At 71.6% G+C, this 20,356-nt stretch carries 22 protein-coding genes; 12 read left to right on the top strand and 10 right to left on the bottom strand.

Translation table 11 applies throughout. The features are described 5' to 3' along the window. Positions 1-97 precede the first annotated feature (97 nt). Both I4J89_RS30645 and I4J89_RS30640 read right to left on the bottom strand, forming a co-directional pair. Positions 98-628 (bottom strand): GtrA family protein, encoded by a 531-nt coding sequence (locus tag I4J89_RS30645; protein ID WP_196417600.1) that lies wholly within the window; start codon positions 626-628, stop codon positions 98-100. Positions 629-690: 62 nt separating this feature from the next. After that, entirely contained in the window at positions 691-2,037 is a 1,347-nt protein-coding gene (locus tag I4J89_RS30640) for a hypothetical protein (RefSeq protein WP_196417599.1), read from the bottom strand. 25 nt (positions 2,038-2,062) lie between these two features. Here I4J89_RS30640 and I4J89_RS30635 point away from each other — a divergent pair, with 25 nt between their 5' ends. Continuing rightward, complete coding sequence (locus I4J89_RS30635) at positions 2,063-2,494, top strand: hypothetical protein (protein WP_196417598.1); 432 nt, start codon at positions 2,063-2,065, stop codon at positions 2,492-2,494. 2 nt (positions 2,495-2,496) lie between these two features. Here I4J89_RS30635 and I4J89_RS30630 read toward each other — a convergent pair whose 3' ends face one another. After that, positions 2,497-5,208 (bottom strand): helix-turn-helix transcriptional regulator, encoded by a 2,712-nt coding sequence (locus I4J89_RS30630; protein ID WP_196417597.1) that lies wholly within the window; start codon positions 5,206-5,208, stop codon positions 2,497-2,499. 63 nt (positions 5,209-5,271) lie between these two features. On the opposite strand from I4J89_RS30630, the gene I4J89_RS30625 reads away from it, so the two are divergent. Beyond that, entirely contained in the window at positions 5,272-6,720 is a 1,449-nt protein-coding gene (locus I4J89_RS30625) for an FAD-dependent oxidoreductase (protein ID WP_196417596.1), read from the top strand. 945 nt (positions 6,721-7,665) lie between these two features. Here the strand turns inward: I4J89_RS30625 and I4J89_RS30620 are convergent. Next, complete coding sequence (locus tag I4J89_RS30620) at positions 7,666-8,292, bottom strand: TetR/AcrR family transcriptional regulator (protein WP_196417595.1); 627 nt, start codon at positions 8,290-8,292, stop codon at positions 7,666-7,668. A gap of 65 nt (positions 8,293-8,357) precedes the next feature. Between I4J89_RS30620 and I4J89_RS30615 the strand changes: the two genes are divergently transcribed. From I4J89_RS30615 to I4J89_RS30605, 3 genes are all read left to right on the top strand, one after another. Then, on the top strand, positions 8,358-9,083 hold the full coding sequence (locus I4J89_RS30615) for an MBL fold metallo-hydrolase (protein WP_196417594.1): 726 nt from the start codon (positions 8,358-8,360) through the stop codon (positions 9,081-9,083). 210 nt (positions 9,084-9,293) lie between these two features. Then, positions 9,294-10,055, top strand: a complete 762-nt coding sequence (locus I4J89_RS30610) for an AzlC family ABC transporter permease (protein WP_230859878.1) — start codon at positions 9,294-9,296, stop codon at positions 10,053-10,055. Continuing rightward, entirely contained in the window at positions 10,052-10,360 is a 309-nt protein-coding gene (locus I4J89_RS30605; protein WP_196417593.1) for an AzlD domain-containing protein, read from the top strand. The genes I4J89_RS30610 and I4J89_RS30605 overlap by 4 nt, the downstream gene beginning before the upstream one ends. Positions 10,361-10,390: 30 nt before the next feature. Here I4J89_RS30605 and I4J89_RS30600 read toward each other — a convergent pair whose 3' ends face one another. Next, positions 10,391-10,813 (bottom strand): hypothetical protein, encoded by a 423-nt coding sequence (locus I4J89_RS30600; protein ID WP_373688176.1) that lies wholly within the window; start codon positions 10,811-10,813, stop codon positions 10,391-10,393. 19 nt (positions 10,814-10,832) lie between these two features. Beyond that, positions 10,833-11,114, bottom strand: a complete 282-nt coding sequence (locus I4J89_RS30595) for a hypothetical protein (protein WP_196417592.1) — start codon at positions 11,112-11,114, stop codon at positions 10,833-10,835. A gap of 112 nt (positions 11,115-11,226) precedes the next feature. On the opposite strand from I4J89_RS30595, the gene I4J89_RS30590 reads away from it, so the two are divergent. Continuing rightward, complete coding sequence (locus I4J89_RS30590; RefSeq protein ID WP_196417591.1) at positions 11,227-12,144, top strand: oxidoreductase; 918 nt, start codon at positions 11,227-11,229, stop codon at positions 12,142-12,144. Here I4J89_RS30590 and I4J89_RS30585 read toward each other — a convergent pair. The 3 genes from I4J89_RS30585 to I4J89_RS30575 form a co-directional block, all read right to left on the bottom strand. After that, positions 12,134-13,000 carry a hypothetical protein gene (locus I4J89_RS30585; RefSeq protein WP_196417590.1) on the bottom strand — a complete coding sequence of 289 codons (867 nt, stop codon included), beginning with the start codon at positions 12,998-13,000 and terminating at the stop codon, positions 12,134-12,136. The two genes, I4J89_RS30590 and I4J89_RS30585, sit on opposite strands and share 11 nt — an antisense overlap. Before the next feature lie 125 nt (positions 13,001-13,125). Continuing rightward, positions 13,126-13,317 (bottom strand): DUF397 domain-containing protein, encoded by a 192-nt coding sequence (locus I4J89_RS30580; RefSeq protein WP_196417769.1) that lies wholly within the window; start codon positions 13,315-13,317, stop codon positions 13,126-13,128. 7 nt (positions 13,318-13,324) lie between these two features. Next, entirely contained in the window at positions 13,325-14,221 is an 897-nt protein-coding gene (locus I4J89_RS30575) for a helix-turn-helix domain-containing protein (RefSeq protein WP_196417589.1), read from the bottom strand. A gap of 186 nt (positions 14,222-14,407) precedes the next feature. Here I4J89_RS30575 and I4J89_RS30570 point away from each other — a divergent pair, with 186 nt between their 5' ends. Both I4J89_RS30570 and I4J89_RS30565 read left to right on the top strand, forming a co-directional pair. Continuing rightward, on the top strand, positions 14,408-14,686 hold the full coding sequence (locus I4J89_RS30570; protein ID WP_196417588.1) for a hypothetical protein: 279 nt from the start codon (positions 14,408-14,410) through the stop codon (positions 14,684-14,686). Between the two features lie 9 nt (positions 14,687-14,695). Beyond that, the gene (locus I4J89_RS30565; RefSeq protein WP_196417587.1) at positions 14,696-16,336 is read left to right on the top strand and encodes a hypothetical protein; all 1,641 of its coding nucleotides are present in this window, start codon (positions 14,696-14,698) and stop codon (positions 16,334-16,336) included. 113 nt (positions 16,337-16,449) lie between these two features. Here I4J89_RS30565 and I4J89_RS30560 read toward each other — a convergent pair whose 3' ends face one another. Next, positions 16,450-17,460, bottom strand: a complete 1,011-nt coding sequence (locus tag I4J89_RS30560) for a DUF2867 domain-containing protein (protein ID WP_196417586.1) — start codon at positions 17,458-17,460, stop codon at positions 16,450-16,452. Positions 17,461-17,509: 49 nt separating this feature from the next. On the opposite strand from I4J89_RS30560, the gene I4J89_RS30555 reads away from it, so the two are divergent. The 4 genes from I4J89_RS30555 to I4J89_RS30540 are packed head-to-tail and all read left to right on the top strand — an operon-like array spanning position 17,510 to position 19,425. Continuing rightward, the gene (locus I4J89_RS30555) at positions 17,510-18,124 is read left to right on the top strand and encodes a TetR/AcrR family transcriptional regulator (RefSeq protein ID WP_196417585.1); all 615 of its coding nucleotides are present in this window, start codon (positions 17,510-17,512) and stop codon (positions 18,122-18,124) included. A gap of 1 nt (position 18,125) precedes the next feature. Next, positions 18,126-18,314 carry a hypothetical protein gene (locus tag I4J89_RS30550; protein WP_196417584.1) on the top strand — a complete coding sequence of 63 codons (189 nt, stop codon included), beginning with the start codon at positions 18,126-18,128 and terminating at the stop codon, positions 18,312-18,314. 47 nt (positions 18,315-18,361) lie between these two features. Continuing rightward, a complete protein-coding gene (locus I4J89_RS30545; RefSeq protein ID WP_196417583.1) occupies positions 18,362-18,856 on the top strand; it encodes a DinB family protein in 495 nt (164 codons plus the stop codon). Then, positions 18,856-19,425, top strand: a complete 570-nt coding sequence (locus tag I4J89_RS30540) for a dihydrofolate reductase family protein (RefSeq protein ID WP_196417582.1) — start codon at positions 18,856-18,858, stop codon at positions 19,423-19,425. The genes I4J89_RS30545 and I4J89_RS30540 overlap by 1 nt, the downstream gene beginning before the upstream one ends. Positions 19,426-20,356 lie beyond the last annotated feature (931 nt).

The following is a 20,356-nucleotide window of genomic DNA, read 5'->3' as shown; positions in this document are numbered from 1 at the left end:
TCTGCTTCGGTGCCGGGCCGCTTCCGGATGAGACAGCTTCGGTACTTCGGTGTACCGGCGTCCGGGGCAGCGGGTTCACCACCGCTTCGCCGGGAGATCAGGGACTGAGTGTGTCGCGTACCGGCTCGTGCTTCACCACATGGCTGCGCGGTCCGCGCCCGGTCCGGCGGTGCGGGCGGGCCTCGGCGTGCGGGAACACGAACCGTTTGAACGCCCACAGCCGGAAGCACATCGCGATCAGCGTGCCGATGATGATGCCGCTGACGAAGTCGGCGATCTCCTGCACCGGCCGGCTGACGTCCGGAACGCTCAGGTGGAACACGTACCGGGAGACGGCGAGCGGCAGCGAGTTGAGCGCGATGCCGATGGCGCTCACCGAGAAGAACAGTGCGGCTTCGTGGTGCCGTTCCCGGCCGCCACGGGTGCGGAACGACCACTCCCGGTTCAGCACGTAGGACAGCACCGTGCTGATCAGGGTGGCCACCACGAGCGCGGTGACGGGCTTCTCGTGCAGGACGGTCAGCTTGAGCCCGTAGTTGATCGCGGTGGTGGCGAAAAAGCATACGCCACCGACCATGAGAAATTTGACCGCTTCGTGATGTTTACGCACCAGGCTGGTAAGCCACATTCCGGCGACCTTAGTGCACCTCCGGCATCGCGGCCGCCCCGCTACCCCGGTGGGCCGGTCGGTTACCAGGCCACCGAGCCGACCCGCAGATGCCGGTCGTTCGGGCTGTACCAGGAGAACAGGAACCGGCCGGCGGTGCTCAGCTCGGCGTGCCCGTTGAGCGCGTAGCAGCCGTAGCCCTCGCTGCCGCACGTGTCCGGCACCTTGCCGGCCGGGCCCAGGATCCACGGACCGGCCGGTGACGAGGCCTCCAGGATCTGGAACCCGCCGCTGCCGAACTCGGTCTGCACGAGCATGGCGAGCCGGTGCGACCCGAGGCCCGTGTAGTCGGCCACGTGGACCGAACCGGCGAACGGCACCGACGCGATCGAGACGGCGGCCGACGGGTCCGGACTCCAGGAGCCGTCCCACCAGCGGTAGTTCGCCGGGTCGCCCCAGTCCTGCGGGGAGGCGCCGACCCGGGCCACCGTGATCTCGCCGGTGGTGACGTCGTGGGCGTACAGGTAGAGGTGGCCGTCGCCGCCGAAGACCGGTGAGCCGAGACGCTGGGTGACCGGCAGGCCGGCTTCCAGGGGCAGCGCGGCGAACGGTGTGTGTGTCGCGGTGATCCGGTTGGCCGCCGGGTCGTAGACGGCCAGGCTGAGCCGCTGGGTGGACATCCTGGTGTGCGAGAAGACGCACGTCTGCGCGTACACCACAAGCAGTTGCCCGGTCTGGGGAATGCGAGCGAGACCGGTCGGCCAAGCGGCCGGATAGGGGTTGACGCCGTCGCAGCCCTGCTGCGCGGTCGCGCGCAGCCCCTCGGGGGCCGGCAGGAAGGGCGCCGGGCCCCGCGGCCCGGCATCGTGCGGCGCCGGCGGGGTGGGCACCTCACGCAGGTCATCCGGGACAAGACCGCGGGTGTACGCCCCCGCGGCCGCCGTCGTGCCCGGCAGGAACTCCGGCCCGTTGCGCTGCGAGGTGTCCCCGAACAGCCACAGGCTCTCGTCCGCCGACCAGGCGGCGCTGAGCCCGGCGTCGCGCGAGATCGGATCGCCGGCGGTGTCCGCGGTCGACAGCGGCCGCCCGAGGTCCACGGTGGCCGAGGTCCGGTCGCCGGCCGTGCGGAAGATCTGTACCGGGTCGCAGGAGCCGGTACGGCAGAACCGGCTGTGGTAGACCGTGTCCGGATCGAGCCCGCTGATCGCCTCCGACACCCGGCCGGTGCCCGGTCCCGCCTCGCGCCGCGGCGTGGTGCTCACCGTCACCGCGCCGGCCGGCCAGTACTCGAACCAGTACACGCACCGGCTGTCGCAGCCGGCCTGGGCGTGCACGATCGCGCTGGTCGTGGTGACACTCGGCAGCACGCTCGCCGAGCAGGCGACGAGCAGGAGGCAGAGGCCACACAGCACCGCACCCGCCGCCCTCATCGATTCATCCTGGCATGATCGTCGGATGATCAGTCATCGGAGATGGCTTCCGGCCGCCGTGGCGCTGGCGCTGCTGGCCGCCTGCTCGTCCGCGCCGACGGACGGGATGAGCAAGGACGAGCTGGTCGACGCGTACGTCCAGGCGATGCAGGACGGCGACCGGGTCCGGCTGGTCGAGCTGAACAATCCCCGGCTCGACCGGCACGAGGAGATCGACACGAAGCTCGCCGCGATCGGCGACCGGGAGTGGAGCGGAACCCGGGTCACCTGGCTGGAGAACCCGATCACCGGCCAGTTCGACGTCGCCCGGATCGAGGCCACCGACTCGCGGGGCAAGCCGGTCACGGATCAGGTCTCGATCTCGGACGTCGACGGTTCATGGGTCGTCAACCTCGGCGAACGTACCCCGCGTCCGGACGACCCGCCGACCGCCTCGATCGACCGCTCGCATCCGTGAAGTCACCGGTCCGACTGCGCGACCAGTTTGATCAGGTCGGCCCGGGACGAGACGTCCAGCTTGGTGAACACCTTGCGCAGGTGGTAGTCGACGGTGCGCGGGCTGAGGAACAGCTGGGCGGCGACCTCCCGGTTGGTGGCACCCTCGCCGACGATCCGGGCGATCAGCACCTCCTGCGGGGTGAGCTGCCGCATCGTGCCGGGTTCGCGTTTGCGGGCGGTCTCCCCGGTGGCCCGCAGCTCGGTACGGGCGAGTTCGGCCCAGCCGGGCAGGCCGAGCCGTTCGAACCGCTCGTGGGCGGCGCGCAGGTGCACCCGCGCCTCGGAGCGCCGGCGGCGGCGCCGCAGCATCTCGCCGTGCAGTAGTTCGGTACGGCTCGTGTCGAACGGCCGTCCGCCGTGCTGGTGCAGGCGGAGCGCCTCGGCGAAGTGTTCCTCGTCGCCGGTCAGCAGGCCACGGCAGCGCGCCCGCAGTGCCCGGCCCCAGATCGAGCCGGTCGCCTCCGCCCAGGTGTTCAGGCGTTCGCAGGCCCGGCCGGCCACCGCCGTCCGGCCGGTACGCACCGCCGCCTCGATCAGGTCGGCGGCGGAGAACACGTGAACGACCGGGTGCGACTCGCCCGGCCCGGCGGCGGCGAGCGCGTCCAGGCGGTCACACGCGTTCTCCGGCCGCCCGGCGCCGAGGTCCAGCAGTCCCAGGGCCCACGAGGCGATGCCGGCCGCCGGGCCGATCCGGTGGCCCACAGCGTGCGCGAGCGCCGCCGCCGCGTACTCCCGGCACTCCTCCTCCCGGCCGTGCACCGCCGCGATCCAGGCCAGCACGCTGCGCAGATGCGCGGCCGGATGGTCCTGCCCGGTCTCCACCGCGATCCGCAGCCCCTCGGCCGCGTGCGCCGCCGCCGCGCTGTACCGCCCGGTCCAGGCCTCCAGGGAGGAGAGCGGCGCCAGCAGGCCCGGCAGGAGCGCGGCGGCACCCGCCGACCGGGCTCGCGTGACGGCCGTCGCGAACAGCCCGATCGCGACCGCGTCGTCGCCGACGAACAACGCCCCGGCGGCGCACAGCAGCAGCGCCCGGGCGTCCGAGGCGCGCCCGGCCCGGCCGGCGGCGTCGCGCAGGTGCACGACGGCGGCGGCCGTGTCGCCGCTGAGCAGGTTGTCGAAGCCGAGCACGAGCTCCGCGCTGAGCGGCACCGCCTCGTCGGGTACCGGCAGGGCGGCCAGCCGCCGGGCCACCTCGTGCAGGCCCGGTACGTCGCCGGCCAGCCAGGCGGCCTGCCCCGCCTCGGTGAGCATCCGCGCGGCGCGTACCGGGTCCAGCGAGGCGATCGGCTCGGCCGCGCCGACCAGCATCGCGTACGCCGTGGTCAGCTCCCCGCTGGTCCCCTCGATGGACCCGCGCAGGTGCTCGACCCGGGCTCGCGTCAGCGGCTCGGTGGCGAGCTCCCCGGCCCGGTCGAGCAGCCCACCGGCCCGCGCCGGGAGACCGGCCTGCCATGCCGCCTCGGCCGCCTCGACCAGCCGCTCCCCGCGCGGCCCCGACGCTGCGGTCAGGGTCGCCGCCCGCTCGTACGCACTGCTCGCGGCCGCGTGCCCGCCCCGCTGCCGGGCCCGGTCGGCGGATCGGTGCAGGTCCGCCGCCACCGCCTCGTCCGGGCCGAGCGCCGCGGCGGCGAGATGCCAGGCCCGGCGGTCGGCGTCACCGTCGAGGGCGGCGGCGAGGGCGTGCCGCGCGTCCCGCCGCTGCCAGAACGTCGCACCCCGGTAGACGGCCGTGCGCACCAGCGGATGGCAGAAGACCAGCGTCTGCCCGTCCACCCGGATCAGGCCGGCCTTCTCCGCGGCGTCCAGTGCGCCGGCCTCCACGCCGAGGGTTTCCGCCGCCCGCAGGATCGGGCCGAGTTCGCCGCTGTCCTCGGCGGCGGCCAGGAGCAGCAGCGTCTGGGTGGGCTGGTCCTGCCGGCGTACCCGGTCCAGGAACACCTGCTCGACCTCGGCGCCCACCGGCAGCCGGTCGGGCAGCGGTTCGCGGCCGGTGAGCTGGTCCGCCGAGAGCGAACCGGGCAGCTCGAGCAGGCCGAGCGGGTTCCCGGCGGTGCTGCTCACCAGGCTGTCGCGGACCTGGGCGGGCAGGTCGGCACCGATCCGCTCGGCGAGCAGCGCGCCGGCCGCCGCCGCGTCGAGGCCGGTGAGCGGCAACTCCGGCAGGCCGGCGATCATCTCACTGCCGCGGGTCGCGAACAGCAGCACCACACCCTCGGCGTCCAGCCGGCGGGCGGCGAAGGTCAGCGCGCCCGCAGAAGCGCCGTCCAGCCAGTGCGCGTCGTCGACCAGGCACAGTAGCGGCCGGTCCTCGGCGGCCTCGGCGAGCACGCTCAGCACGCCCAGCGAGATCAGGAACCGGTCCTCGCCGCCGGCCGGGCCGATCCCGAACGCACCGCGCAGCGCCGCCGCCGGCCGGTCCGGGATCGCGTCGATCAGGTCGGCGACCGGGCGCAGCAACTGGTGGACGGCGGCGAACGGGAACTCCGACTCGGATTCGATGCCGGTGCCGCGCAGGATCCGCATGCCGGTTGCGTGCTCCGCCGCGTACGCCAGCAGGGCCGACTTGCCGATGCCGGCCTCACCCCGGACCACCAGCACACCGCTGCGCCGATCGCCGGCCGCGGCGAGCAACCCATCGACGATCGCGCATTCCCGCTGCCTGCCGTGCAGCATGGCCCGATCGTAACCGGTGACTTCGCTGATTCGAGCGGGCGTGAGTCCGCGCAGCCTGAGGTCATGAATACCGCAGATGTCATCGTGGTGGGCGCCGGACCGACCGGACTCACCCTCGCCTGTGAACTCGCGCTCGCCGGTGTCCGGGTCCGCGTGCTGGAACGGCGCGCCGAGGAACCCAACATCACCCGGGCCTTCGCGCTGCACGCCCGCACCCTGGAACTGTTCGACGCCCGCGGGCTCGCCGAGGAGGTGCTGCTGCACGGCGTACCGGTGCGCAGCGTCGCCCCGGTCCCCGGCGCCTCGCTCGACCTGGACATCCTGGACACCCGCTATCCGATGATCTTCATCGCCCCGCAGAGCGGCACGGAAAAGGTCCTGCAGGCCCGCGCCGAACACCTCGGTGTGCAGATCGTCCGCGGCGCCGAGGTGACCGGCCTGCGTCAGGACGACGCCGGCGTCACCCTGGACCTCGGCGACCGGACCGAACGGGCCGGCTACGTGGTGGGCTGCGACGGCGCACACAGTTCGGTGCGCCGGCTGATCGGCGTCGACTTCGCCGGCAAGCAGTACCAGACGCACATCATGCTGGCCGACGTCCGCCTCGGCGAACCGCCCGAGGAGGCGATGTTCGCACGAACCAGCACCGACGGCGCGGTGATCGCCGTACCGTTCGGCGACGGCTGGTTCCGGATCATCGCCTGGGACCGCCGCCGCGACCGGGTCCCGCTGTCCGAACCGGTCACGTACGCCGAGATGCGCGACGCCTTCCGCCGCATCGCCGGCAGCGACCTCGGCATGGGCACGCCACGCTGGTCCACCCGCTTCCTCAGCGAACGCCGCCAGGCCGCCCGCTACCGCGACGGCCGCGTCTTCCTGGCCGGCGACGCCGCCCACGTGCACTCCCCACTCGGCGGCCAGGGCATGAACACCGGCATCCAGGACGCCATGAACCTAGGCTGGAAACTGGCCGCCGCCGTCCACGGCACCGCCGCGCCCGGGCTGCTGGACAGCTACCAGGACGAACGCCACCCGGTAGGCGAGCAGGTGCTGAAGCTGACCGACACCTTCAACCGCCTGGTGCTGGGCCGCTCCAAGGTCCGCAACGCGCTCCAGGCTGCCGCGATCCGCGCGATCCTGCACTTCCCGCGCAGCCGCCGCGCGATGGCCGGGCGGATGAGCGGAATCGGTATCGCCTACCCGCCCCGCACCCGCCCCGCCCACGCCATGACCGGGCGCCGCATGCCCGACCTGGACTGCGCCGGCACCCGCCTCTACGAACACCTCCGCGACGGCCGGTTCGCCCTGCTCACCCGAACCCCGCTGGACCTCGGCCGGCCGGTACACACCGTCCACTGCCCCACCCTGCCCGGCCCGGCGATGGTCCTGGTCCGCCCGGACGGCTATGTCGCCTGGGCGAGCGATCACGTGCTGCCGGTCGCGGAGGTCAGGGCCGCTATCGCGCCTTGGTGCCGATTCGAGGTACGCGTGACCGGCCGTCCCGCCGGATAGTGGCCGTTCCCGCTCTCCCACGCGATGCCGCACCTGCTCCAGGCCCCAGCGCGCCCGCCGGGCCCATGCCACTCAGCCGGCGGGTACGCGGGTGGCGGTTGCTGGCCATCTCCCGCGAGGCGCCCTGCCTGACCGAGACGTCCTTGCAGGTCAGGGGCTGCGGCGCCGCAGCCCTCAAGCCGAAGTCAACCCAGGCTAAGTGGCATTGGCGCCGGGTGAGCCGCCCCAGCGCACCCTACGCACGCCCGGACAGGTGCCCGAGCGACGGCCGCCCCGCACGAGCCGCCGCTGGCGCACCTGAGGAGGCCGGTGGCGTGCATGGGCGACGGCTCGCTCTGCTCGCGTGGCCTCGACTGGCATTGAAGCATGCTGTGGCTGGCCTATTCGGACTGCGTGCCAGCCGGGCGGTTTCCGTTGCCAACCCCGGCTGAGTTGATTTGGATTGCGGACCGCGAGGCTGCGGTTTCCTGGTCGCGAGGGCATCTCGGCAGGTCGCCGTCTAGGAAGTGGCTACCGCCACCGCATGCCCGCAGGTCAGCCGCCATGATCAACTCACGTTAAGTGGCATTGGGAATGCACTCGGCTAGCTCTGCGCATCACCGCACGGCACCCTCAGCCACCCTCGGCGTCAGCCGCACCGCAGAGCCGAAACGCCCAGCGTCAGCCGAACCGCACGGCTGACGCCCAGCGCTGCCAGGCGATCGACGATGATTGTCAGCTGGCTGAGGTCGAAACGTAGTCCCTGACTCCGGAACGTTTCTCGAGCGCTTCTGTAGGCAGGGTCCCCAAGCAGTGATCTTGCTTGGCCCACGCTCAATGCTGTCTCAACGGCCGCCAGACAGCACTCACGTTGGGCCGGAAAGACCTCTGACCACGAAGGCTGTCTCAACGGCCGCCGAGAGCACCCACGTTGGGCCGGCTCAGACCCCTGACCACGAAGGCTCTCTAGCTCGCAGCCTTGCCCAGAGCGTCGGCGAGCCAAGCGATGCCCAACTCGTAGGCCTCGTCCACGTCGCCGCCGAGCCGGAAGGCGCCGGCCAGCTCCATACTGACGAAGCCGTAGGCCCAGGCGGTGACGGTGCGCGCGCCCCCCAGCGCATGCCGCTCACCGGCGAGGGCGGCGGTGACCCGCAGCACCGGGGCGACCGCCTCGGCCAGAACGTCGGTGCTCGGAGTGGCCGCCTTCGCCGCGAAGATCAGCTGGCAGCCGACCGGGCGGGCGTGGGCGAAGGCCCGGAATGCCCGCGCGAGCTCAGCGAACTCCTGCCGGGGATCGGCGCCGGGCGCCCCAGCGTGCAGGCCCGCCGCCGGGGCGGGATGCGGGACGTCGGTGCCTCTGCTCGGATCAGGGCTGAGTGCGGCCAGTCGTTCGCCGAGGTCACGGACCGTGGCTTCGACGACGAGGCGGACCAGGTCGTCGCGGCCGCGCACCCGCTTGTAGAGCGAAGGCGCTCGCACGCCGACCCGGTCGGCGACCGCCTGCATGGTCAGACCGGCGACGCCCGCCGACTCCAGGATGTCGCGTCCGGCTTGGACGATCTCGTCGAGCGAGGTCCGTTCGGGCGTCGGCATGGCTCTATCCCTCCGGCACTGATGGCTATTGACCGTAGCCATCATAGCTACGTACATTAGCCATCATGAAGTTGGGACCGCACCTGCATCGCATCGGAAACGACCTCGTGGCCGCGTACCTCGTCGACACCGAGGACGGGGTCACCGTCATCGACGCCGGCCTGGCCCGACTATGGCGGGACCTGACAACCGAGCTCACGAGCATGGGCCGGTCGGTGCGCGACATCCGCGGCGTGGTCCTCACCCACGGCGACACCGATCACATCGGCTTCGCCGAGCGGCTCCGCCGAGACCACGGCGTGCCGGTCTACGTCCACGAGGCCGACGCGGCCCGCGCACGGGGCGAGGTCAAGACCAAGCCCGCCTGGGGCCACGTCAAGGTGGGCGCCGTCGCCGGCTTCCTCTGGTACGCGATGCGCAAAGGCGGCCTGCGCACCACCTACCTCTCCGAGGTCGTCGGCGTCCAGGACGGTCAGGTGCTCGACCTGCCCGGCGCGCCACGGGTGATCGGGCTCCCGGGCCACTCCCCCGGCAGCATCGCCATCCATATCCCGGTGGCCGACGCCATCTTCGTCGGCGACGGCCTGACCACCCGGCACGTGCTCACCGGGCAGCAGGGCCCACAGCCGGCCCCCTTCACCGACGACCCGAGGCAGGCGCTGGAGTCGCTCAGCCGGATCGAAGACGTCGAGGCGAAGTGGCTGCTCCCCGGGCACGGCACCCCGTGGTCCGGCGGGGTGACAGAAGCCGTGCGCGCCATCCGGGCGGCGGCCGCGGAGCAGCGGCGATAGGTCCCGCCCGAGCCGCCGAGGCGGATCCGGACGGAAGGTGCGGGGTTCTCGGCCGGCGCCCCCGGTAACGTCGCGGCGGTTGGGGAAACCGATCGCTGGCCGGCTCGGCGAGTCCAACAGGCAGCGGCATGTGGCGAACGCTACCGAGGGGGTCTGACAATTCCGCTCCGCTGCGCGTCGCTCCGGACGCGCGCGGGTAAGGCCGGAAGGATGCACGAGAAGAAGGAGAGCTCCCTCGACGGCACGCCGGCCAACACCGGCAAGACCGGACCACCGCACGAGAAGAAGGAAAGCTTTCTCGGCGGCATGCGGGTCGGCGCGGGCCTGGCCGCTGCGGCCTTCGTTCTCGCCATCACCTTCGGCGCTACGGCCCGTGAGCAGGGCTGGAGCGCCGTCGCCGCGATCATTGCCTCGATTCTGATCTTCTCCGGGTCGGCGCAGTTCGCGCTGATGACCGCCCTGGCCGGCGGCAGCGGTGTGGCACCGGCGATCGCCGCCGCCATGCTGATCAACGCCCGGTTCCTGCCGATGGGCCTGGCGGTCGGGCCGAGCCTGTCCGGCGGGCGGTTCCGGCGCGCGTTGCAGGGCCAGGCCGTGGTGGACGGGTCGTGGGTGGCGGCGCACCAGGGTGGCGGGCGATTCGATCGGTGGCGACTGTTCGGTGCGACGATCGTGCAGTGGCCGGCCTGGGTCGCCGGGACGGTCGTCGGCGTGCTCGGGGCGCCGTCGGCGCACCTCGTGGAGCGCCTCGGGCTCGACGTCGTCTTCCCGGCGTTCTTTCTCGCTCTGCTGCTGGACGAACTGCGGGCCTCCCGGCTGGCCCTGATCGCGGCGGCCCTCGGCGGGGCGGTCGCGGCCGGGCTGCTGTGGTGGGTGCCGGCCGGAGTAGCGCTGGTCGGCGCCACAGTGGGCGCCCTCATCGGCCTGCGCGGCCGGACACCGTCCGAGGAACCACAGGAGGCACGCGCATGACCTTGTGGATCGCCATCGCCGCCGTGGCCGCGGGCAGCTTCCTGCTGAAGGCGGCCGGTCCCGCGCTGCTCGGCGAGCGCGAACTGCCACCGTGGAGCGTCGGCGTCATCGCGCTGCTCGCCCCCGCACTGCTCGCCGGCCTGGTAGTGGTCGAGGTCCTGGGACGGCGCTGGGCCGACCTGGACTGGACGGTGCCGGTCGCGCTGATCGCGGTCGTCGGGGCACGCCTGCTGCGGGCTCCGGTGCTGCTCGCCGTACTCATCGGGGTGGTGACGGCGGCGGCACTGCGTGCCCTCACCGCCTGATCGGGGTGAGGACCGCAGCGGCGCCGCGCCCTATCGGCTGATCGCTTGCCGGGCGCCGAAGGCGCCGCGGTCATAGGCGAGGCCCAGGCCGGTCGCCACCGCGCCGGCGCCCTCCCACAGCGCGACGCCCAGGAACGACGCCGGCGCCACGTCGAAGATCACCAGGCTGCTGAACACAGCCAGAGTGAGCAGCCGGAACGGCACCGTGAAGCGGAAGAACGGCCGCCATTCGGTGGCCGCCGCGACCAGGTAGTAGACGCCCATGTTGAGCGAGGCCATCGAGGAGGCCGCGAGGAAGACCCGGCCCTGCCCTTCGAGCGCGTCGAACCCCATGCTGTCCAGCACGACGCCGGGCGCGATCAACCCGACAGCGCCGAACAGCGCGGCCATCGCCCCGAAGATCGCGATCGTCCAGCCCGCGGCCGTCCGCGGCAGCATCCGGTGCATGCTCATGCCCCTCCCAAGATCGGGGTCAATATAGGCGGTGCTCCAGGAACGCGTACGCGCGGCGCCGCATCTCCGCAAAGCCAGCTCCTCGGCACCACTTGTCCGAGTCGGTGGCCGAGATCAGCAGCGCGGCCTCCCCGAAGTCGTGCGCCGCGGCGAACCCGGGCACGACGAACTCGGCCTGAACCCCGCGCCCACAGCGCCATCTGTCCACGAGATTCGCCGGGATGCTGAGGTACGCCGAAACCCGCTCACCCTCGCCGACCAGATAACTGACCTTCTCGCGGACATAGCCGCCGCAGTCCACGCCTTCCAGGACTTCCGGTTCGAGGTCCGCCCTCGCCGAGCCATGTGTTCGCGAGCATCGCCGTCCTTTATGGTCGGATTATCGGGCGTCCGGAAGGTTCAAGGAGGCCACCATGAGCCCGCGCAACGATCGATGGACCTCCGCCGACGTGCCTGATCAGCGGGGACGTGTCGTGGTGATCACCGGCGCCAACACCGGGCTGGGCCTCGCCACGGCGAAGCTGTTCGCCGCACACGGCGCCACGGTGGTGCTGGCCTGCCGCGATCCACACAAAGCCGCTAAAGCGGCGGCCACGATCACCGCAGCCACTCCCGGCGCCGACGTGACCTGCGCCGAGTGCGACCTGGCTTCCCTCGATTCGGTACGCCGAGCAGCAGCCGATCTGACCACCCGCCATCCACGGCTGGACCTGTTGATCAACAACGCCGGGGTGATGTCACCGGAGTACCGGCGGACCGCCGACGGGTTCGAGCTTCACTTCGGCACCAACCACCTCGGTCACTTCGCCCTGACCACACTGCTGCTGGACCGGTTGCACGTCCCCAGGTCACGGGTGGTGACGGTGTCCAGCGTCTCGCACCGGCAGGGCACCATCCACTTCGACGACCTCCAGCTGGAGCGCCGATACCGGTGGCGAGCGGCGTACGCGCAGTCGAAGCTGGCGAACCTGCTGTTCGCGTACGAGTTGCAGCGCCGCCTGGCCGCCGCCGGTTCGCCGGCCATCTCGGTGGCCGCACACCCGGGCAACGCGGAGACCGACCTGAACCGCCGCTTTCCCGGGCAACAGCGGATGCTTGCGAACCCGGTGCTGCGCCGGGTGACGTCGTGGCTGTTCCAGAGTGCCGAGATGGGCGCCCTGGCCACCGTGCGGGCGGCGGTGGATCCGGGCGCGCGGGGCGGGGAGTACTACGGGCCGGCCGGATGGCAGGGGTTCACCGGGTATCCGGTGGTCGTGCGGTCCAGCGCGCGATCTCACGACCCGGTCGCGCAACGCCGTCTGTGGCAGGAGTCGGAACGGCTCATCGCCTGACGGCCCGCCGCGGAAGGCGTACCCCCTGAAGGGTGTGCAGGGCGGCCTGGCCGCGCGGGCGCCGCCGTGGCAGCGCGGTGGCCGCGTATCGCGTAGCCGGCGCGATCAGAAGATCGACGGTGGGTTTGTTCCGGTCGGCGGCTTCCTCGGCTCCAGTTTCGAGGTCCTGCTTGGCTTGCGCCTCGATGTCGCCGGTGTCGTCGTCCGTGGTCGGCACCTCGATGCCGCCGATGTCGCCGTCCATGGTCCGAACTTCGATGTCGCCGGTGTCGCCGTTCGTGGTCGGCACCGCGATGCTGCCGATGTCGCCGTCCATGGTCGGCAACTCGATGCCGCCGATGTCGTCGACGTCGTCCATGTCGTCGACGTCGTCCATGTCGTCGATGTCGTCGGGCGCGGTCCGGCCGATCCCGATCGCGCCGACCAGCGCGCCGGCTCGCTCCGGGTTGAGCAGTGCCAACGCGGCGGCCAGGTTCGCGGCGGCGAACGGTGCCGCGGTGAGCGCCAGCAGCGGCGACCCGGGGACGGAGAAGGCAAGGATCGTCCCGCTCAGGACCGCGATGCCCGCCGAGGCCACGATGCCGACACGGCACGCGTCGTAGGTGCCGAATCCGGCGAACCGGCCGGCGGCAGCCGCAGCCGCGGCGCCGAACACCGCGGCGGCGACCCAGCCGATGACGTACGGCCAGAGGCCCTGCCAGCCGCCGGCTTCGTCGCCGAAGAAGAAGATCAGGAAGGGCAGTCCGACCACGGCGACCATCAGGAGCGCGACGGCGTCGACGGTGAGCACGATGGCGGCCGGTGTGACCGCGTCGGCGCGGCGCTTCTCGATGAGTCCCGCGTCCGCGTCAACCATCGCGATACCGCCCCCGTTACCGATGCCTCACTGTCCGCTTCACCAAGATCAATCTGGCGACTTGACGCAGAACCGTAACGCATCGGTCCCGGCGGTGGCAGCCCCCGTACATTCGCCGTTGTTTCTCAGACGTCGAACCTTCCGGCTTTCACGTCATCGATGAAGGCGGACCAGACCTCGGGCGGGAACGTCAGAGTTCCACCTTCCCGGTCCTTCGTGTCCCGCACAGCGACCACGTGCGGGAGATTGTCCGCCACCTCGACACAATTGCCCTCCGCCCCGGAACGCCTGCTCTTGTGCCAGACCGCTCCGGACAGATCGACCTCAGACATGGGTCCCTCCCCCTTGCTGTTCCAGAATCCTTGTGATCATGTGGTCCGAGTCCCCCTCGGTCAGCGCCCGATTCACCAGGGCCGACCACGCCTGTTCGTAGACGTCCAATTCCTTCGGCCGGTCCAGATAGAGACTTCCGGTGAGGCTTTCCGAGTAGACCGTTGGTGGTTCCGCGCCGGTTCCGCCGGCGGATGACGGGAAATCTAAAATCGTGAAGGCGCCGGAAACGGACGCCCGGTGCGGCCACCCGGAAAGAGGGAGCACCCGGACCGAGACGTGCGGAATCTCATTCGCTTTCACCAGATGCCACAGCTGCTGTTGCAGGGCTCCCGGTGTTTCCGGCCGGGACAGCAGAACAGCCTCGGAGACGATCGCGTCGAATCGCGGTGGCAGCGGGAAATGACGCGACAACAGTCCCTGCCGTTGCCGGCGGATCTCGATTCTGCGCCGTACCTCCTCCTCGGTGAGATGCGGCCGGTCGGCCGCGATCACGCACGCCATGTAGGCGTGCGCCTGGAGCAGCCCGGGAACGAGGCAGGGCTCGTAGGTGCGAATCCGCGAGGCCGCCGACTCCAGGCCCAGAAACAGGTCGAACCATTCCGGTACGGCGTCGCCGTGCGCTGCCCACCAGCCTTTCTCCTTCGTCTGCCGGGCCAGGCTGACAAGTACCTCGGCGAGGTCCGGCGGTGTGCCGTAGAGCCGGCACAACTCCCGGACGTCGGTGCCACGGACCGGCACCGTACCCTTCTCGATCCGCCACAGCTTCTGCGTCGAGCACTCCAAGTGGCCACTCGCCGCTTTCACGGTGACGTTCGCTCGCTCCCGCTGCTGGCGCAGATACCGGCCGAGCTGGCGTCTCGGCACGGTGCTTCCGGGGTCGACGTCCATCGGGGTTCCTCCCCGCCGGGTCATTCCATATGCCGTGGAAGGTTTCTTTCCTCCCTCGCGGAATGCTTCCCAGAAATCATGGTCTTCTCCAGCCTCCGGCATGGATTTCACCCGATGGAATGTTGCGGCGGCGCGCGATCGTGAACAGCCTTGGAGCGAGGCGAGAACGAAAACGGAGGGGAACCGGTGAGTCACGACTACGAACCTGCCGTGGTGGTTCACTCCGCGGATTGCGACGACGCGCCCTCCACCACGCTGGTGTATCCGGCGCGGGCGGTGGCGGACGCGTACCCGACCGGCCGGCCGCACCGGTGCTTCCACCGGCGCACCGACCGGGCCGTCGTCGAGCACATCGAGTACGAGGCGCACATGTACGTCCCGTCGACGATCCGCCCGGACGACGCGACGCGTCCACTGTGCCGGGTCTGCCGCGGCACCCACGGTTGTTCCCCGGACTGCGCCTAAGCTCCTGGCGTGATCGATACGACCGGGGAGCTCGCCTGGGCGCTGAAGGCGCTCATCGATGACGACCTCACTGCGTCCCACTGGTTGCTCAGCAAGCCGGGCGCCGCCGCGATCCTGCTCTCCTCCGCGGCGACACCCTCGCCGGATCGCGACGCGCTCGTCCGGGCGATCGGGCACCCGGCTGCCGGCTCCTACCTGCGGACCGTGCTCGACCTGCTGCGCGAACGCGGCCCGGCATCGTGGCGACCGGACCGGGTGGCGGAGCTGAGCCGGGCCACCGGCCTCACCCGGGCCGAGAGCACCCTGTTGCTGGCCGGCCTGCCATTGCGCGACTGGAACGTGCCGGACTTCCTCGACGAATCCCAGCGCGGCATCCTCGCCCTGACCGCCCGCGAGGCCGAGATCGCCCGGATGGAATTGCACACCGTGCCGGTCGCGCACCGGATCGAGCTTCTTGACGCGGCCCGTCCCGGCGACCCGGCCGAGCTTTGGGAATGCGGCCCTGACGTGGACCGGCTCGCCACCGCGTGGATCGCGCTGCAGGGCCTGCGCACTCCGGTCCCCGAAGACCTGCTCGCCGAGCTCGGCGAGGTCATGGGCTTCCCGACCGACCTCCTGCGCACCTTCACCGCACCCGCGCCCGGCGATTGGCTGCACACCGACGGCGAATGCCGGATCGAGGGCGGCACGGTGCTCACCGAGGCGCCGTCCGGTGGCGAGCCGTTCAGCCAGCGCCACCTGCCGAGTGCCGCGACCGGGCTGGCCTGGCTGGCGTACCACCTGCCGGGCGGTGACCCGGTGCGGGCGAACCTCGGCCTGGTGTACCGGCTGATCCGCGAACGGCTGCGGAACCCGGGCCTGCTGGTCGGAGCCGCGTGGCTCGAGCAGGAGCAGGTGCCGAAGGCGCTGCCGCCGAGCATCGTCGCCGGATACTCGCCGTCTCCCGGTGTGAAGTCCTACCACTACCGCCCGGCCTTCCTCACCGGCCCGGACGATCCTGCCCTGGACGTGCTGCCCGACCACAACCCGCTGATGCTGCGGCAGATGCTCGATCCGGCGTTCGAACGCATGATCACCTCTCTGGAGGCCGCCGAAGGCTTCGCCCAGAACCCGCTGCTGTCCGCCCCCGACGCCGTCGAGCGTCTGGCGGCCCGGTTCGGGCTGGCCTCGCAGGCCGCATCGCTGTATCTCCAACTGCTCGCACTCCCTGACCCGACCGACCGGAACGTGCACCGCTGGAACGGCTGGTCACCCGCCCAGATCGCCGAGCTCAGCGCGGCGCTCCTGGAGAAGGACCTGGTCGTCGAGGCCACGCACGCGGCGGCCGGGCGCGCATACTTCGTTCCCGGCCCATGGCTGGAACGCCGTTTCGTGCCCGCGTTCGAGGCGTGGAAGTCGGTGCTGTACGGCTTCACGCCCGACCAGGACCCGCCATACCGGTGGACGCTGGTGAGCCGGCCGGTCGCCGAGGTCTTCCAGCACGCGGCCGAGCGCGTCCTCACCGGAGACATCCCCGGTAAGGCCGCCAACCCGCCACACACCGAGCCGTGGCCTTACCAGACCAAGCTGCAACGGTTCGCGGACCCCGCCGAGTGGGAGATCATGCGGGACGCCGAGCAGGCCTTTGACGACGAGATGCGCCGCCGCTGAGGCCAGCGGTCGGCCCCGCCAGCAGCCGAGCCGCAGCCAGCAGGCCCGTCCCCCGGCCGACCCGCTGCCGGCTGGCAGCGCGGAGCCGGGCCCGGTCTCGCGCAGCCGCGGCTTCAGCCTGCGGTGGTGGCCTTCGGTCGCAGGGCGTGACCGGCCTTTTGACCGGCGGGCGGGGCGACGGCCGCGCGGGCCGCCCGGCGCAGCATGGCCCTGACCACCGGTGGGTGGAACAGGCGCACGAGGCCAAGGTAAGCGCGGCCGGCTCGGGAACGGACGGTGGCGTGCGTGGAGAGCGTGACGGTCGTGCCGTCGTCATCCGGCTCGACCAGGACGCTGGCGCGGAAGTCCAGGTGTGGTGCGTCGACACCGAGCAGGACTTCCCGATCGGTGCGGGCGACGGTGTTGAAGGCGGATCTGTCGCCGCGCTCGATGCCGAACGGGGCCACCAGCGCGTTGCGCAAGTGAAGCAGCGCCGCGACGGCTGGTGGCGGGTTGCGGAAGATGCCGTCGGCCCAGGTCTGCGGATCGGGGTCGGTGCCGGGTGGGACGCGTACCGCGAACGCGTCAGCGAGATCCGGGTGTGGCAGCGCGGCGTGCAGCAGGGCAGCCTTTGCCAGCACGGGCACCGCGCGCATCTGGACGCTCTCGATCGCCACGGCGAGCCGGGCCCGGAGCGGATAGCGCACCGGCTCGGACACGGAGCCGGTGATGGCCCGCTCGGCGTTGTCGAGCAGGTGCTCGAGGACGGTGTCGTGGCAGACCCGGACGACGGCCGGCCACAGAAGCCGCATCCGGGCGACGGGATCGGCGATCATCCGGTGCCGGAGCACGCAGGAGTGCGGGCCGCGTTCCTCGATCTCGAAGGTGTGGGTGCCGGACAGACCGATCCGTGGGTCGAAGGTGAACTCGACGCGACGCCCCGGCTCATAGGCCGTGACGTGGTAGCGAACCGGACCGTGCCCGCCGTCGGACCCGACGCTGAGCGCGCGGTCGAGCCGCATCGGGATCCAGGTGGGCGATGGCCACAGCGGGTCCCCGGGCGAGCCGAGCCGGCCGAGCAGGCGACCGACCTCTGCCGCAGGGCCGGCGAGGATCCGCTCGTGGACGTTGTCGATGACAGCCATGGCACCTCCATACGGTGGCGTATGTTCCTCCGTACCGTACCGTATGGACATGGTCGAGCGCCGCCCCCGCAAGCAATCAGCGACCCGGCTCACTGCCGGTGACTGGACTTCCGCAGCCCTGGACGCCATGGCCCGCGGCGGCCTCGCCGCCGTGGCGGTCGAGCCCCTGGCCACCCACCTGGGCGCCACCAAGGGCAGCTTCTACTGGCACTTCGCCAACCGGGACGCCCTGATCGAGGCGGCGCTGCAACGCTGGGAGAGTGACCACACCGACGCGGTGATCACGCTCGTGGAGGCCCAGCCGGACCCCCTGGCCAGACTGCGGACATTGATCGCGATGGTGATGGAGTCGACCGCGGGCCCGCAGGCGGACTCCATCGAGCTCGCCATGCTCGCCACGGCCAGCCATCCACACGTCGCCCCGGTGCTCGCCCGGGTCACCGAGCGGCGGGTGGCGTACACGGCCGAGCTCTTCGAAGCGCTCGGCCTGCCGGCTGTGGAGGCCCGGCACCGGGCCCTGCTGGCGGTCAGCGCGTACCTTGGGCACGCCCAGCTCGCGCATGCCGCGCCACAGGTCGTGCCCGGCACCGCCGCGGAGCGCAGCGCATACGTCGATCGCATCATCCGCCTGGTCACGGCACCGGGCGACGACCGGCAGGAGTGACATGACCAGGCTCGAGATCTGTTTCGCCGGCGACGACCGTCTCCAGGAGTTCGACGTCCTGGACGGCACTGCGGAGAACATCGCCGGGCTGCTCAGTGATCCCGACGCCGTGCTTCCGTGCGGCGACCACCTCGTGGACGTCTACGTACCGGTCCGGCACATCGCCTACGTGCGAGTTCCGCGCACCTGACGGCCGCTCGACCGGAAAATGTCGGAGGCGGCTGTTAGCTTGCCGGCATGACGGGGATCGATGACGAGAAGGCGACGCTGTGGGAGTTCCTCGCCTATCAGCGGGCGTGTGTCCTGGCCATTCTGGCCGGGCTCGACGAGGGCCAGTTACACAAGGCGGTGCTGCCGTCCGGGTGGAGCCCGCTCGGGCTGGTCGAGCACCTCGGGCATGCGGAGCGGCACTGGTTCCAGGATGTCGTCACCGGCTCCGCCGCGCCGCTGCCCTGGCCGGACGACGACGCCCCACCGCTGACCACGCCACGTCCGGCGCCGATGGTCTTCGACTTCTATCGCGACCAGTGCCGGATCGCGGACGAGATCATCGCCGCCACTCCGCTCACCGCGGCGCCGGTCGGCCGGCACGAGGACGAGTGGCTCGCCGCGCAGACCACCGACCTACGCCGGATCATGTTGCACATGATCGAGGAGACTGCCCGGCACGCGGGGCACCTCGATGCCGTTCGGGAGCTGATCGACGGGCGCACCGGATTGGGTCCGCGCTGATGGGCCGCGTGATCGTGCAGCAGTGGATCTCGGTGGACGGGTTCGTGGCCGGTCCCGGCGGCGAGGCCGACGTCTTCGCCGCGGTCGAGGACTTCTCCGCCTCCGAGGCGCACAACCTCGCGCTGCTGGACAGCGTCGGCGAGATCCTCCTCGGGCGCCGCACCTACGAGGCCTTCGTTGCTTTCTGGCCCACCGTCCACGACGAGCCCATGGCGGGGCCGGTCAACACCATCCCCAAGACCGTCTGTTCGACGACGCTAACCAGGGCGCCCTGGGGTGAGCACGCTCCGGCCGCGATCGTCCCCGACGCGGTCGCACATGTCCGCAGCCGGCGCGATTCGCAGAAAGGCGACACCATCGTCTGGGGCAGCGTGCGCCTGATGCGGTCACTGCTGGAGGCGGGCGAGGTGGACCTTCTCGAACTGTTCGTCGCTCCTGTCGCCCTCGGGGCGGGCACACCGCTGCTGGGTCACGATGATCACCCGGTGACGCTCCGGGTTGCGGAGACCGAGAGCTGGCCGGGGGACGTGATCCGCACCCGCTACGCGGTCCGTGCCGGCAGGGGGTGACGCCACTCGGCTGGGGCCGAGCCGCCCGAGGCCGCCGCTGCCCACAGCCGGCGCTTGCCTCGAGCGGTGCCGGTCTCGAGCGGCGCCGGCTGAGATCCGCAACGAGGGCGTTGCGGCATGACGGCTGAGAGACAGGGCACATAGGAGGGAGTCACGGATACGGAGGTTCCGATGCGCTGGCTGCTGCTTTTGCTGATCGTAGTGATCATCGTGCTCGGCTTCTGGCTGCGCCGCCGGGCGTTCGAGGCCGGCCGCGCTGCCCGCCGACGCTTCGACGAACGCCGCTGACGATCGACCGCCATGCTGTCCGAGCGGGCTAAGACACGGGCAGGACGGAGCGCAAATGCGGCCCGGCACGGCATGAGCGCGGGCGAGGCATGAGCGGCGCAGCGCTGTCCGAGGAGCGCGGCACGGCATGAGCGACGCAGCACGGGCACGGCACGGACACGGCACGGGCACGGCACGGGCACGGCACGGGCACGGGATGAACGGCATGGCACAAGCGCGCGGCGCGCCATGAGCGGCTCAACGCCAGCGGCGCGGCACGAGCGACACGGCGCGGCGGGCATGAGCAGCGCGGCACGAGCGACACGGCGTGAGCGGCACGGCGTGAGCGGCACGGCGTGAGCGGCACGAGCAGCACGCCGAGCGGCGCAGGACGAGCGCGCGGCACCGCTTGAGCGCGCGGCACCGCATGAGCAGCGCAGCACGAGCGCGCGGCATCGCATGAGCGCCCGGCACGGCGCGAGCGGCGCAGCAAGAGCGCGCGGCATCGCATGAGCGCCCGGCACGGCACGAGCGGCGCAGCAAGAGCGCGCGGCATCGCATGAGGAGCGCGGCACCGCGCGGCGCGGCACCGCGCGGCGTGGCACCGCGCGGCGTGGCACCGCGCGGCGTGGCACCGCGCGGCGCGGCGCGGCACCGCGCGGCG

Source organism: Actinoplanes aureus (genome assembly GCF_015704865.1).
GTDB lineage: Bacteria > Actinomycetota > Actinomycetes > Mycobacteriales > Micromonosporaceae > Actinoplanes > Actinoplanes aureus.
This window is presented reverse-complemented; position numbering and strand designations above follow the sequence as displayed.

Bases quoted from the DNA above. Each gene is read 5' to 3' on its own strand.
- I4J89_RS30645 (WP_196417600.1), bottom strand. From the start codon at position 628: ATGTGGCTTACCAGCCTGGTGCGTAAACATCACGAAGCGGTCAAATTT.
- I4J89_RS30640 (WP_196417599.1), bottom strand. From the start codon at position 2,037: ATGAGGGCGGCGGGTGCGGTGCTGTGTGGCCTCTGCCTCCTGCTCGTC.
- I4J89_RS30635 (WP_196417598.1), top strand. From the start codon at position 2,063: ATGATCAGTCATCGGAGATGGCTTCCGGCCGCCGTGGCGCTGGCGCTG.
- I4J89_RS30630 (WP_196417597.1), bottom strand. From the start codon at position 5,208: ATGCTGCACGGCAGGCAGCGGGAATGCGCGATCGTCGATGGGTTGCTC.
- I4J89_RS30625 (WP_196417596.1), top strand. From the start codon at position 5,272: ATGAATACCGCAGATGTCATCGTGGTGGGCGCCGGACCGACCGGACTC.
- I4J89_RS30620 (WP_196417595.1), bottom strand. From the start codon at position 8,292: ATGCCGACGCCCGAACGGACCTCGCTCGACGAGATCGTCCAAGCCGGA.
- I4J89_RS30615 (WP_196417594.1), top strand. From the start codon at position 8,358: ATGAAGTTGGGACCGCACCTGCATCGCATCGGAAACGACCTCGTGGCC.
- I4J89_RS30610 (WP_230859878.1), top strand. From the start codon at position 9,294: ATGCACGAGAAGAAGGAGAGCTCCCTCGACGGCACGCCGGCCAACACC.
- I4J89_RS30605 (WP_196417593.1), top strand. From the start codon at position 10,052: ATGACCTTGTGGATCGCCATCGCCGCCGTGGCCGCGGGCAGCTTCCTG.
- I4J89_RS30600 (WP_373688176.1), bottom strand. From the start codon at position 10,813: ATGAGCATGCACCGGATGCTGCCGCGGACGGCCGCGGGCTGGACGATC.
- I4J89_RS30590 (WP_196417591.1), top strand. From the start codon at position 11,227: ATGAGCCCGCGCAACGATCGATGGACCTCCGCCGACGTGCCTGATCAG.
- I4J89_RS30585 (WP_196417590.1), bottom strand. From the start codon at position 13,000: ATGGTTGACGCGGACGCGGGACTCATCGAGAAGCGCCGCGCCGACGCG.
- I4J89_RS30575 (WP_196417589.1), bottom strand. From the start codon at position 14,221: ATGGACGTCGACCCCGGAAGCACCGTGCCGAGACGCCAGCTCGGCCGG.
- I4J89_RS30560 (WP_196417586.1), bottom strand. From the start codon at position 17,460: ATGGCTGTCATCGACAACGTCCACGAGCGGATCCTCGCCGGCCCTGCG.
- I4J89_RS30555 (WP_196417585.1), top strand. From the start codon at position 17,510: ATGGTCGAGCGCCGCCCCCGCAAGCAATCAGCGACCCGGCTCACTGCC.
- I4J89_RS30550 (WP_196417584.1), top strand. From the start codon at position 18,126: ATGACCAGGCTCGAGATCTGTTTCGCCGGCGACGACCGTCTCCAGGAG.
- I4J89_RS30545 (WP_196417583.1), top strand. From the start codon at position 18,362: ATGACGGGGATCGATGACGAGAAGGCGACGCTGTGGGAGTTCCTCGCC.
- I4J89_RS30540 (WP_196417582.1), top strand. From the start codon at position 18,856: ATGGGCCGCGTGATCGTGCAGCAGTGGATCTCGGTGGACGGGTTCGTG.